Source organism: Pseudomonas schmalbachii, from assembly GCF_017589465.1.
Classification (GTDB): Bacteria; Pseudomonadota; Gammaproteobacteria; order Pseudomonadales; family Pseudomonadaceae; genus Pseudomonas; species Pseudomonas schmalbachii.
The window spans coordinates 1-12,774 of the sequence record NZ_JAELYA010000006.1 but is presented as its reverse complement, the minus strand read 5'-3'; the positions used below and the strand labels follow the sequence as shown (position 1 = coordinate 12,774).

Here is a 12,774-nt window from a genome sequence, read left to right as displayed (position 1 = left end):
CCGACTGCGTTGAATCTCTCAGTTTATCGGCTGGCCTCGCGGCCAGGTGAGGTAATAATAACAATTCTCATTTCCATGTCAACGGTATTTTTTCACTTCGTTGAGATTTGTTGAAAGGATGCGTGGGGGAGGTGGATGCCCTTGGTGGTCCTGCTTTGAACCGGGGGCGACGACGGAGTTCCGGGGTTTCCTGCGGGCAAAAAAAGACCCGGCAAGAGCCGGGTCTAAAACCGTGATTAGCCTGATGAGGAGATAATCTGAAGAGGTCCGACTGCGTTGAATCTCTCAGCTTATCCACTGGCCTCGCGACCAGTTGTGGTAATAATAACAATTCTCATTTTCATGTCAACGCCCTGGCGAAACTTTTTTTTGCAGCCGCTGCGTTGTTGCCGAAGCTCGCTGCAAAACGACAGAGCCCGGCGCTTGGCCGGGCTCTCCATGGTGGGGCGGTTGGGTCAGCGCTGCTGGCGCAGCTGGGTGACTTCCCGGTTCAACAGGTCGATGCGCCGGGCCATGCCCTCGACCAGGCTGTGGGCGATCTTCGGGTTGCTCTGCATCAGGTTGAGGAACTGATCCTTGGGAATCAGCATCACGGTGCAGGGCTCGCTGGCGATCACCGTCGCGCTGCGCTTCTCGCCGGTGAATACCGCCATCGCGCCGAATATCTCGTCCTTCTGCACGTCGCCGACTTTCTGTCCGTCGACGAAGGCTTCGGCGTGCCCCTCGATGATGATGAACACATGCTCGGCATCGTCGCCCTGCTGGATCAGCTGGTCGCCGGCAGCGAAATGCTGGAAGCCGGTGGAGGGGCGGATATCCGGCTGCTTGAGGTGCGCCAGGGCCTCGGAAAGCAGGACGGTGTGGCCGAGCAGGTAGTGCAGGAACTGTTCCTGGCGCTGCTCGCTGGCGTGCAGGTGGCGGAATACGTCGCTGCGTGAATAGGGGATCAGGCACAGCGGCTCGTCGCTGCTGTAGCGGCAGGGCGGCAGGTCGATGCCCTGGCGCAGGCCGACGAGGTCGCCTTCCTGGAGGTAGAACAGCGGCCGTTCGTCCACCAGGGCGTGCAGCAGGCCGTTTTCGATCAGGAAGAGCTGATTGCTCGGCAGTTCGGCGCTCAGGTCTTCGGTTCGTTCCAGGCGGATGGATTCTGCGCAAGGCTGCAATCCGGCGAGGAACTGGCTCGGAATGCCCTGCAGGTGATTGATCAGCTGGTCCGCGTAAGCCGGTTGTTCTCCAAGTAGATACATAGCCGTAATTCCTTGCACAGGCTGTCGAAGGCGTACGAGCGCCCTTGGAACGATAGGCGTGTCCGGGTAGTCGGTAAACCTTTTCCTACAGCGCCTGTGAGCTAGCTCTTGTTCCTTGCGGGAAATGTCTCAAGCTCGCCGAGAAGCGCGGCCTTGTGGGCGGGAGGGAGGTCGTTCCAGTGCACATCGAGCAGAGCCCCCTCGATGGCATAGAGCAGCACCTTGGACGCCCTGAAGCCTCGCGCCCTGACTGCCCGGTAGGCACCGACGGCACCCAGGCGGCGAAGATCCGATGCGTTGTGAATGCCAACGGCATGCAGCCATTGGGCCGAGGTCTTGCCAAGGTTCTTCAGATGCAGCAGTTCGTCGTTCATCTCGATCCTTGCGATGCGGCGCGATGGGCAGTGATGCGCACCGGCCGTGAACTGCTCGCAACGGCTGGGGCATTGCATGAAAGTGTAGCGGCCCACTTGAAAAGCGTGGCGTTTTGATGTTGTGCGCAAGGGGCGCGGCCGGCTGCTGGCGGCGCCTGGAACGGCGGGAGAGGAGGGCGGGGCGCCCGTTGCGGCGCACCCGACCGTGTGGCGATGGGCTTACAGGCCGGGCAGACGCTGGCGGATGCTCTCCACCAGTCCGTCCAGGCTGGCACTGTCCGGCGTGTCGACGCGCTTGCTGTGCGGCAGTTCCGCGGTGCTCAGTGGCTCGCGGCTGGCCTGCTGGGCCTGGATGACTTCCAGGGTGGCGTCGGAAGGATCGCGGCCTTCGCTCTGGCGCTGGCCCAGCCAACTGGCGATCACGCTGTCCGGGGCGTGGCAGTCGAGGATCAGGAAGGGCACGCCGGTGTTTTCGGCGACTTCCCAGGCTGCCGCGCGCTGTGCGAGCTTCAGGTAGGTCGCGTCGAGCACCACCGGATAGCCGGCGCGGAGAATGCCGGCGGCCAGTCGATGCAGGCGCTCGTAGGTCGCGCTGCTGGCATTGGCGTTGTAGATGCCGGCGTTCATCTGGCCCTGCTCGGCGCTCGATTGTTCGCCGAACAGACGTTTGCGCTCGACATCCGAACGCAGGCGGATGGCGCCAAGGGCCTCGACGAGGCGCAGCGCCACGCCGCTCTTGCCCACCGCCGAAACACCATGGGTGATGGCCAGGAAAGGCGTGGGAATGGCGCTGTAGCTTTCCGCCAGGTTGGCGTAGTTGCGGTACTGGCGCAGGGTCGCCGCCTTCTGCACGGCGTCGTTGAGATGGGCCAGGCTGAACAGGGCGATCTTGGCGCGCACCAGGGCGCGGTAGGCTTTGTAGAAATTCAGCAATTCCAGTGCCTGGTAGTCGCCAGTGTATTCGAGGTACTGGCTGACGAAGCGCCGCGAGTGGCTCTTCAGGCCGCGGTCCTCGAGGTCCATGGCGAGGAAGGCGAAATCGGCGCAGACATCGGTGAAGCGGAACGGCTCGTTGAATTCGATGCAGTCGAACAGCACCACCTGACCGTCGATGATCGCGGCATTGCCGAGATGGATGTCGCCATGGCATTCATGGATGAGACCGTTGGCCTTGCGCGCCTGGAATACCGGCAGCAGGCGATCGAAGGAGGTTTCCGCCCAGGCTTCCAGGGCGTCCAGTTGCTGCAGGTCGCTGGTTTCCGAGAGCAGCGGGCGGATCTGCTCGAAATTCTGCCGCACCGGCGCCATGCAGGCCTCGGGGGTTCCCAGCGGGTTTTCCTGGGGGACCTGCGGAGTACGCTGGTGGAAATCGGCGATCTGCCGGGCCAGGGCGTCGATGTGCGCTTCGCTCAGCTCGCCGCGCGCCTGGACCTCGCTGAGCAGGCCTTCCTGGGAGAATTCGCGGCACTTGAGCACGTACTCGATGGCCGGGCCGTCGCCACCCAGCACTGGTGCATCCTCGCTGCCGGTGATCGGCAGGACTTCGAGGTACAGGCCTTCGGTCAGGCGCTGGTTGAGGCGCAGTTCTTCTTCGCAGAAGTGCTTGCGGGCTTCGAGGCTGGTGAAGTCGAGGAAGCCGAAGTTCACCGGCTTCTTGATCTTGTAGACGTAGGGGCCGGTGAGAATGACCCAGGAAATGTGGGTCTCGATCAGTCGGAGGTTCTCTACCGGATGCGGGAAGAGGGCCGGGTTCTGCAGGGCGGCGATCAGCGTCTGGCTCACGGTAGGTCCTTGCTTGGCGAATTCGAAAGCCTGGCATTATGGCGGTTGGAGGGGCTGGTGCAAACTTTGCCGGGGCGCGGCAACCAATCGTCGGCCGGCTGGTCGAAGCATCGTCGCTTGCGGCCGCGCCCCGTGCCGCCTGCGACAAGCCAAGCGTGGACGCTGCCTGCCGCGGCGTCTGTCCCCTGTGGATAAAGTACGTATAATGCGCCGCCATGACGCGTCCCCGATCCCCCCGTTCCCGTAACCGTGGTAAATCCTCGTCGCAACTGCACAAGTGGCTGGGCTGGGCTGCAAAGCTCGCTCTGGTCGGTCTTGTCGTGGTCGCAGGCTTTGCCGTCTATCTCGATGCGACTGTCCAGGAGAAATTCTCCGGCAAGCGCTGGACCATTCCGGCCAAGGTCTACGCCCGGCCGCTGGAGCTCTTCGTCGGCCTCAAGCTGAACAAGGAGGACTTCCTGCGCGAGTTGGACGCCCTCGGCTATCGCCGTGAAAGCGCGGCGAACGGCCCCGGCGCGGCTTCGGTGGCCGGCAATACGGTCGAGCTGAATACCCGCGGCTTCCAGTTCTACGAAGGTACCGAGCCGGCGCAGCGCATCCGTGTGCGTTTCTCCGGGGATTATGTCGCCGGCCTCGCCGGGGCCAATGGCAGCGATCTCGCTGTGGCGCGCATGGAGCCGCTGATGATCGGCGGGCTTTACCCGGCGCACCATGAGGACCGCATCCTGATCAAGCTGGATCAGGTCCCGCCGTACCTGCTCGATACCCTGGTGGCGGTGGAAGACCGCGAGTTCTGGAATCACCACGGCGTTTCGCTGAAGTCCATCGCCCGCGCCGTCTGGGTCAACACCACCGCCGGGCACCTGCGCCAGGGCGGCAGCACCCTGACCCAGCAGTTGGTGAAGAACTACTTCCTCACCAATGAGCGCAGCCTCTGGCGCAAGCTCAACGAAGCGATGATGGCGCTGCTGCTGGAGCTGCATTACGACAAGCGCGACATCATGGAGTCGTACCTGAACGAGGTATTCCTCGGCCAGGATGGCCAGCGCGCGGTGCATGGCTTCGGTCTGGCCAGCCAGTACTTCTTCAGCCAGCCGCTCGCCGAATTGAAAGTGCACCAGGTCGCCCTGCTGGTCGGCATGGTCAAGGGGCCGTCCTACTACAACCCGCGGCGCTACCCGGAGCGCGCGCTGGAGCGGCGCAACCTAGTGCTCGACGTGCTCGCCGAGCAGGGCGTGGTCACCGCCCAGGAAGCCGAGCAGGCGAAGCAGCGGCCGCTGGGCATCACCAAGAAAGGCAGCATGGCCGACAGCTCCTATCCGGCCTTCCTCGACCTAGTGAAGCGCCAGTTGCGCGAGGACTATCGCGAGGAAGACCTGACAGAAGAAGGCCTGCGCATCTTCACCAGCTTCGATCCGATCCTGCAGTTGAAGGCGGAAGGCGCGGTCAGGGAGACCTTCAAGCGGCTGGACGGTCGCAAGGGCGTCGACCAGACCGAAACCGCGATGGTCGTGACCAACCCGGAAACCGGCGAGATCCAGGCGCTGCTCGGCAGCCGCGATCCGCGCTTCGCCGGCTTCAACCGGGCGATCGACGCGATGCGGCCGATCGGCTCGCTGGTCAAGCCGGCCGTCTACCTGACCGCCCTGGAACAGCCCAGCCAGTACACCCTGACCAGTTGGATCGAGGACCAGCCGTTCTCCATCAAGGGCAGGGATGGCCAGGTCTGGAGACCGCAGAACTACGACCATCAGGCGCGCGGCACCATCTTCCTCTATCAGGGGCTGGCCAATTCGCTGAACCTGTCGACGGCCAAGCTGGGCATGAGCCTCGGCGTGCCGAACGTACTCAAGACCCTGGAGCGATTGGGCGTGTCGGTGAACTGGCCGGCCTATCCGTCGATGCTCCTCGGCGCCGGCGCCATGAGCCCGATGCAGGTGGCGACCATGTACCAGACCATCGCCAGCGGCGGTTTCAACACGCCGCTGCGAAGTATCCGCAGCGTGCTGACCGCCGACGGCCAGCCGCTCAAGCGTTATCCCTTCCAGGTCCAGCAGCGCTTCGATCCGGGCGCCATCTACCTGGTGCAGAACGCCATGCAGCGGGTGATGCGCGAAGGTACGGCGCGCTCGGTGTACAACCAGCTGCCGTCCTCGCTGAGCCTGGCGGGCAAGACCGGCACCACCAACGACTCCCGCGACAGCTGGTTCTCCGGCTTCGGACAGGATCTGCTGGCGGTGGTCTGGATCGGCCGCGACGACAACGGCAAGACGCCGCTCACCGGTGCCACCGGAGCCCTGCAGATCTGGACCAGCTTCATGCGCAAGGCCGACCCTCTGCCGCTGGACATGCCGATGCCGGATAATGTGGTGATGGCCTGGGTCGATCCCCATTCTGGCCAGGGCAGCGACCCCAGTTGTCCGGGTGCCGTGCAGATGCCTTATATTCGTGGTAGCGAGCCGGCACCAGGCGCTGGCTGTGGCATCCAAGCGCCAGCTAACGAAGTGATGGACTGGGTTCGTGGCTGGCTGAACTGAGGCGAGAGGATTCGAAGTGAGAAAGGCTTGGTTTGCGGCTGTGGCCGCATCGGCGTTGCTGGCTGGCTGTACGACTCCCCAGCGCGGGGCGATCCCCGTGCAGGACTCCGGTGCCCCGGTGTCCAATCAGGAGCGTGTCAGCCCGGGCGGCCGCGCTCAGCAAGCACCTGCTGCAGGGACCGCGCAGAACATTCCGCAAGGCGATTCCGGCGTCGTGGTCATGGTTCCGCAGGACGCAGGTGCTGCACCGATTCAGACATTCCCGGCACAGACCGGCAGCGCGCCGCTCAGCACCTCGGCGCCGATCACCCCGGGGCCGCAATACGGCACGCCGGGCAGCGTGCCGTCGCCGACGGTGGGTGGAACCTACCAGCCGCCAGCGACAACGCCATCTCAACCGACTGGCATTCCCAGTGGAAACAGCGCTGCCAGCGGCAACGGCAACCTGGCCGCCGACGAGCAGTTGGACGGGCCGGTGCTGGCGCTGCTGACCACTGCCCAGCAGCAACAGGGCGGCGGCGACCTGAACGGCGCTGCTGCCAGCCTCGAGCGCGCCCAGCGTATTGCGCCGCGGGAGCCGCAGGTGCTCTACAAGCTTGCCCAGGTGCGCCTTGCCCAGGGCGATGCACCGCAGGCGGAGCAACTGGCGCGCCGCGGCCTGTCCTACGCCAGTGGGCGGCCGACCCTGCAGGCCAGCCTGTGGGAGCTGATCGCGCAGTCCCGTGAACGCCAGGGCGACTCGGCGGGTGCCGCGCAAGCCAGGCAGAACGCCAAGGTAACCCTGTGATGGACCAGCGTCTGCCTGCTCTCGCCGATCAGCTCCTGCTGATCGAGCGTGAGTTGCGTGCTCTGGGGATGTGGGCGCTGCTGCCGCCGAGTGATACTGCCCTGGCCAGTTCGGAGCCGTTCTGCGTGGATACGCTGGCATTCGAGGAGTGGCTGCAGTGGATATTCCTGCCGCGCATGAAGCTGATCATCGAAGCCGAGGCTGAACTGCCCCATGCCTCGGGTATTCGCGCCATGGCTGAAATGGCCTATGCCGAGCAGGGCGTGCGCGTGCTGCCCCTGCTCGACGCGCTCGGGACCTTCGACAGGCTGATCGGCGAAGCGTCCTGAGCTGCGATTCCTAGTCGCAGTTTTCCCGGATCGCCTGCTCGGTCTGGGTAATCCGCTGCTGGCGTTCCTCTTCAGGCAATCTGCGCATCTCGCCGTTCTCTTCCTGGACGCGCACGCGCGGATTGTTCTTCAGTTGTGACAGATTGGTCCGCATGCCCTCGCAATACTTGCCGCGCTCGGCTTCCTGTTGGGCGATGTCGCGCTTCACCTTTTCATCCACGGTTTTCTGCGGATCGGCCGGCGCCGGCGACACGGGTGCATTCGGCGACGGTTGCGCTGCTGCCTTCGGCGCCGGAGGCAGCGGGAAACCGGACTTCGGCTGGGAGGTGCTGGTGCTGATGCTCGCGGCGCGGGTTCCCTCCGGCGGGTGCGAGCCGAAATGCGTGATGCCCTTGTCATCGACCCACTTGTAGACCTGCGCAGCCATTGCCGGAGTGGTCAAGGCGAGCAGCAGGCTGCCCATGAAGATAAACCGTCGCATGCTGTTTCGATCCTTGGAAGGCAGAGTCTTGCCGGTAACTATAACCAAAACGCCAGGGCATTCATCCGGAGAAAGATCACAGCGCACGCATGAACAGTGCCAGATATGGCTTGACTTGACGCAATTGAATGCGAAGAATCCCAAGTTCGCTGCAGTGGGCCGGCCGCAAGCTGGTTTTACTCGGCAGACAAGGGGCGCTACCCGCGCCGCTCAGCTTCACCCTGCTTCGCGTTACCTCGCGCTGGGTGGAGGTGCTCCGTAACACACCAGGAGCGCCTCCAAGTTCTGCTCATTCGGCAGTCGACGTAGCCGGCGATCACATTCGCCCAATGTCTGCCGGGCAGCCAACCAAGTTTCGGTCACCCGTTTTGGGAGGCCGTATAGCGTTCTAGAGGTGAAAACGTGGAGCTTTTATCCGGCGCTGAAATGGTCGTCCGCTCTTTGCGTGACGAAGGCGTTAAGTACATCTACGGGTACCCGGGCGGTGCCCTGCTGCATATCTACGACGCACTGTTCAAAGAAAACGAAGTGACGCACATCCTCGTGCGCCACGAGCAGGCGGCTACCCACATGGCCGACGGCTATGCCCGTGCGACGGGCAAGCCGGGCGTGGTTCTGGTGACCTCCGGTCCGGGCGCGACCAATGCCATCACCGGCATCGCTACCGCGTACATGGACTCGATCCCGATGGTGATCATTTCCGGCCAGGTGCCGAGCACCGTGGTCGGTACCGATGCCTTCCAGGAAACCGACATGGTCGGCATTTCCCGCCCGATCGTGAAGCACAGCTTCATCATCAAGCATCCGTCGGAAATTCCCGAGGTGATCAAGAAGGCCTTCTATATCGCCCAGTCCGGCCGTCCCGGTCCGGTGGTGGTCGATATTCCGAAGGACATGGGCGACCCGACCAAGAAGTTCGAGTACTCCTATCCGAAGAAGGTCAAGCTGCGCTCCTACAACCCGGCGGTTCGCGGCCACTCCGGCCAGATCCGCAAGGCCGCGGAAATGCTGATCGCCGCCAAGCGCCCGATTCTCTACGCCGGTGGCGGCGTGATCATGGGCAATGCTGCCGAGCCGCTGACCGAAGTGGCGCGCATGCTCAACCTGCCGGTGACCAACACCCTGATGGGCCTCGGCGGCTATCCGGGCAGCGATCGCCAGTTCCTCGGCATGCTCGGCATGCACGGCAGCTACCCCGCCAACCTGGCGATGCACCATGCGGACGTGATCTTCGCCGTCGGCGCGCGCTTCGATGACCGTGTGATCAATGGTGAAACGGCAGCCAAGTTCTGCCCGGGCGCCAAGATCATCCATGTCGACATCGACCCGGCCTCGATCTCCAAGACCGTCAAGGCTGACATCCCGATCGTCGGTCCGGTGGACAGCGTGCTGACCGAAATGGTCGCCATCCTCAAGGAAATCGGCGAGACCCCGAACAAGGAAGCCCAGGCTGCCTGGTGGAAGCAGATCGAGGAATGGCGCGGCAGTCGCGGCACCTTCCCGTACGACAAGGGCGACGGCAGCATCATCAAGCCGCAGACCGTGATCGAGACTCTGTGGGAAGTGACCAAGGGCGACGCTTTCGTCGCTTCCGACGTCGGCCAGCACCAGATGTTCGCGGCGCAGTACTACAAGTTCAACAAGCCCAATCGCTGGATCAACTCCGGCGGTCTCGGCACCATGGGCTTCGGCTTCCCGGCGGCGATGGGCGTAAAGCTGAACTTCCCGGACGCCGACGTGGCCTGCGTGACCGGTGAAGGCAGCATCCAGATGAACATCCAGGAGCTGTCGACCTGCCTGCAGTACGACCTGCCGGTGAAGATCATCAACCTGAACAACGGTGCGTTGGGCATGGTTCGCCAATGGCAGGACATGCAGTACAACAGCCGCTATTCGCACTCCTACATGGAATCCCTGCCGGACTTCGTCAAGCTGGCCGAGGCCTATGGCCATGTCGGCATGCGCGTTACCGATCTGAAGGATCTGAAGCCGAAGATGGAAGAGGCGTTCGCTCTGAAGAACCGCCTAGTGTTCATGGACATCCAGGTTGATTCCAGCGAACACGTCTATCCGATGCAGATCCGTGGCGGCGCGATGCGCGACATGTGGCTGAGCAAGACGGAGCGTACCTGATCATGCGACACATCATTTCCCTGCTGCTGGAAAACGAGCCAGGCGCGCTGTCCCGCGTGGTCGGTCTGTTCTCCCAACGCAACTACAACATCGAAAGCCTGACGGTCGCCCCGACCGAGGACCCGACCCTGTCGCGCCTGACCCTGACCACGGTCGGGCAGGACGAGGTCATCGAGCAGATCACCAAGAACCTCAACAAGCTGATCGAGGTGGTGAAGCTGGTCAATCTGTCGGAAAGTGCGCACATCGAGCGCGAGCTGATGCTGGTGAAGATCAAGGCCACCGGCGCTCAGCGCGCCGAGGTCAAGCGTACTACCGACATTTTCCGCGGACAGATCGTCGACGTCACCAGCAGTGTTTATACCGTGCAGTTGGCTGGCACCAGCGATAAGCTGGACAGCTTCATCCAGGCTGTCGGTACTGCGTCGATCCTCGAAGTGGTTCGCAGTGGTGTCACCGGGATTGCCCGCGGCGACAAGACTCTGAGCATCTGAAATCTGAAAGACGGCCCACGAGGCCATATTTGACAGGGGTATACCCATGCGCGTTTTCTACGATAAAGACTGTGACCTTTCCATCATCCAGGGCAAGAAAGTTGCCATCATCGGTTACGGTTCCCAGGGCCATGCCCATGCCTGCAACCTGAAAGATTCCGGCGTCGACGTTACCGTCGGCCTGCGCCCGGGCTCTTCTTCGGTTGCCAAGGCCGAAGCCCACGGTCTGAAAGTGGCTGACGTGCCGAGCGCTGTCGCCGCTGCCGACCTAGTCATGATCCTGACTCCGGACGAGTTCCAGGGCCGCCTGTACAAGGACGAGATCGAGCCGAACCTGAAGAAGGGTGCCACCCTGGCCTTCGCTCACGGCTTCTCCATCCACTACAACCAGGTCGTTCCGCGTGCCGACCTCGACGTGATCATGATCGCGCCGAAGGCCCCGGGTCACACCGTGCGTTCCGAGTTCGTCAAGGGCGGCGGCATCCCTGACCTGATCGCCATCTACCAGGACGCTTCCGGCAACGCCAAGAACGTCGCCCTGTCCTACGCCTGCGGCGTTGGCGGCGGCCGTACCGGCATCATCGAAACCACCTTCAAGGACGAGACCGAAACCGACCTGTTCGGCGAGCAGGCTGTTCTCTGCGGTGGTTGCGTCGAGCTGGTCAAGGCCGGTTTCGAAACTCTGGTCGAAGCTGGCTACGCGCCGGAAATGGCCTACTTCGAGTGCCTGCACGAGCTGAAGCTGATCGTTGACCTCATGTTCGAAGGCGGCATCGCCAACATGAACTACTCGATCTCCAACAACGCCGAGTACGGCGAGTACGTGACCGGTCCGGAAGTGATCAACGCCGAATCCCGTCAGGCCATGCGCAACGCTCTGAAGCGCATCCAGGACGGCGAATACGCCAAGATGTTCATCACCGAAGGCGCGGCCAACTACCCGTCGATGACTGCTTACCGCCGCAACAACGCTGCCCATGGCATCGAAGTGGTCGGCGAGAAGCTGCGCGCCATGATGCCGTGGATCGCTGCCAACAAGATCGTCGACAAGACCAAGAACTAAGGTCTGTTCGACACACGAAGAAACGCGGCTTTGGCCGCGTTTTTTCGTTCTCCGCCGGCGATCTGGTATAAAGCCACTGCGCCGGGGCTGTCCCTGCAGTCAGGAGTCGCCTCGGCTTTTCCGTTGCTAACGCGTTCCCAAGGAATTTGTCCATGAGCGAACAACCCGAGGAGCCGAACAAGGCCCCCGAAGCCGAAAGCCTGCTGCCCATCGATGAGCATATCGAGGAAAGCCAGGACGCCGATGGCCGCAAGGTCCGTCATCGCGGCATCTATCTGTTGCCCAACCTGTTTACTACCGCGGCTCTATTCACTGGCCTCTACGCCATCATCAATGCGATGAGCGGGCAGTTCTCCAACGCTGCCATCGCCATCTTCGTCGCAATGGTGCTGGATGGCCTGGATGGTCGCGTCGCCCGCCTGACCAATACGCAAAGCGCCTTTGGTGCCGAATACGACTCCCTTTCCGATATGGTCGCCTTTGGCGTCGCGCCGGCTCTGGTTGCTTTCGAGTGGGCACTGAGCAGTCTGGGCAAGGTCGGCTGGATGGTCGCCTTCATCTATGTCGCTGGTGCGGCGCTGCGTCTGGCGCGCTTCAACACCCAGGTCGGCAAGGCGGACAAGCGCTTCTTCATCGGTCTGGCCAGCCCGGCTGCGGCGGCTCTGGTGGCCGGTACGGTCTGGGCGTTCGCCGATTTCGAGATCCAGGGTGCCAAGGTATCGTTGCTGGTGGCCCTGATGGTCGCGGCTGCCGGCATGCTGATGGTCAGCAATATCAAGTACTACAGCTTCAAGGATCTGGACCTGCGTGGTCGCGTTCCATTCGTGGCGATCCTGATCGTAGTGCTGGCCTTCGCCGTGGTCTTCACCGATCCGCCGCGTATCCTGCTGTTGCTGTTCCTTGCCTATGCCGGCTCCGGTCCGGTGCAATACCTGCTGCAGTTGCGTCGCCGCAAACAAGTCAGCTGATTCGATCTGGCTTTTATCTCCGCGGGGACTGGCTGCCAAGCCAGTCCCCGCGCTGCTTTCGGCTCCCTTATCTTCTTTCTGTTTCCGTTCTTGCTGAAAATTCTTTCAGAAAGTCGTTGACTCAGTTTTCTGAGTCCCTATAATGCGCCCCACTCTCACGGCGGTGCCGGCAAAGAGCTTGAAAATCAAGCACTTAAGCAGCAACGAAGTGAGAGTGAAGTGCCGAGAGGGGCTTGACAGCGAGATTGATCGCTGTAGAATGCGCCTCCCGCTGATGAGAAGGTTCGATCTTCTCCTTGGCGCAAGCGATTGAGTAGAAACGAAAATTTCGAAAAATAAGGCTTGACGGACGAAGAGGTTAGCGTAGAATGCGCGCCTCGGTTGAAGCGAAGGCCTCAACCAGCTGCTCTTTAACAAGTTGAATCAAGCAATTCGTGTGGGTGCTTGTGAGTTAAGACTGATCGATCGCAAGATTATCAGCATCACAAGTAACACTCGTGAATTCGAGAGTTTTTTGCGATTGCTGAGCCAAGTTTAGGGTTTTCTCAAAACCCAAGCAGTATTGAACTGAAGAGTTTG

Annotated in this window: 11 protein-coding genes; 7 read left to right on the top strand and 4 right to left on the bottom strand. The window is 62.2% G+C overall.

Annotation, left to right across the window (positions count from 1 at the left end; all coding sequences use genetic code 11):
* Positions 1 to 455: 455 nt before the first annotated feature.
* The 3 genes from JFY56_RS15640 to JFY56_RS15630 form a co-directional block, all read right to left on the bottom strand.
* Positions 456 to 1,247, bottom strand: coding sequence for a Crp/Fnr family transcriptional regulator (locus tag JFY56_RS15640; protein ID WP_208314770.1), 792 nt, complete (start codon positions 1,245 to 1,247; stop codon positions 456 to 458).
* 101 nt (positions 1,248 to 1,348) lie between these two features.
* Positions 1,349 to 1,621 (bottom strand): TfoX/Sxy family protein, encoded by a 273-nt coding sequence (locus JFY56_RS15635; protein WP_208314769.1) that lies wholly within the window; start codon positions 1,619 to 1,621, stop codon positions 1,349 to 1,351.
* Positions 1,622 to 1,840: 219 nt separating this feature from the next.
* A complete protein-coding gene (locus JFY56_RS15630) occupies positions 1,841 to 3,403 on the bottom strand; it encodes a bifunctional aminoglycoside phosphotransferase/ATP-binding protein (protein ID WP_208314768.1) in 1,563 nt (520 codons plus the stop codon).
* A gap of 215 nt (positions 3,404 to 3,618) precedes the next feature.
* Between JFY56_RS15630 and mrcB the strand changes: the two genes are divergently transcribed.
* The 3 genes from mrcB to JFY56_RS15615 are packed head-to-tail and all read left to right on the top strand — an operon-like array spanning position 3,619 to position 7,056.
* Positions 3,619 to 5,940 (top strand): penicillin-binding protein 1B, encoded by a 2,322-nt coding sequence (mrcB, locus tag JFY56_RS15625; protein WP_208314767.1) that lies wholly within the window; start codon positions 3,619 to 3,621, stop codon positions 5,938 to 5,940.
* A 16-nt stretch (positions 5,941 to 5,956) separates the two neighbouring features.
* A complete protein-coding gene (locus tag JFY56_RS15620) occupies positions 5,957 to 6,727 on the top strand; it encodes a tetratricopeptide repeat protein (RefSeq protein WP_208314766.1) in 771 nt (256 codons plus the stop codon).
* A complete protein-coding gene (locus JFY56_RS15615; protein WP_208314765.1) occupies positions 6,727 to 7,056 on the top strand; it encodes a YqcC family protein in 330 nt (109 codons plus the stop codon). The genes JFY56_RS15620 and JFY56_RS15615 overlap by 1 nt, the downstream gene beginning before the upstream one ends.
* 10 nt (positions 7,057 to 7,066) lie before the next feature.
* Here JFY56_RS15615 and JFY56_RS15610 read toward each other — a convergent pair whose 3' ends face one another.
* Positions 7,067 to 7,537: a DUF4124 domain-containing protein gene (locus tag JFY56_RS15610; RefSeq protein ID WP_208314764.1), complete on the bottom strand. Its 471-nt coding sequence runs from the start codon at positions 7,535 to 7,537 to the stop codon at positions 7,067 to 7,069.
* A 402-nt stretch (positions 7,538 to 7,939) separates the two neighbouring features.
* Between JFY56_RS15610 and JFY56_RS15605 the strand changes: the two genes are divergently transcribed.
* The 4 genes from JFY56_RS15605 (at position 7,940) to pssA (ending at position 12,195) form a co-directional block, all read left to right on the top strand.
* Positions 7,940 to 9,670, top strand: a complete 1,731-nt coding sequence (locus tag JFY56_RS15605; RefSeq protein ID WP_208314763.1) for an acetolactate synthase 3 large subunit — start codon at positions 7,940 to 7,942, stop codon at positions 9,668 to 9,670.
* 2 nt (positions 9,671 to 9,672) lie between these two features.
* Positions 9,673 to 10,164, top strand: a complete 492-nt coding sequence (gene ilvN / locus JFY56_RS15600; protein WP_208314762.1) for an acetolactate synthase small subunit — start codon at positions 9,673 to 9,675, stop codon at positions 10,162 to 10,164.
* Positions 10,165 to 10,210: 46 nt separating this feature from the next.
* The gene (ilvC, locus tag JFY56_RS15595) at positions 10,211 to 11,227 is read left to right on the top strand and encodes a ketol-acid reductoisomerase (RefSeq protein ID WP_208314761.1); all 1,017 of its coding nucleotides are present in this window, start codon (positions 10,211 to 10,213) and stop codon (positions 11,225 to 11,227) included.
* 152 nt (positions 11,228 to 11,379) lie between these two features.
* On the top strand, positions 11,380 to 12,195 hold the full coding sequence (gene pssA, locus JFY56_RS15590) for a CDP-diacylglycerol--serine O-phosphatidyltransferase (protein WP_208314760.1): 816 nt from the start codon (positions 11,380 to 11,382) through the stop codon (positions 12,193 to 12,195).
* The last annotated feature ends 579 nt before the right edge of the window (positions 12,196 to 12,774 follow it).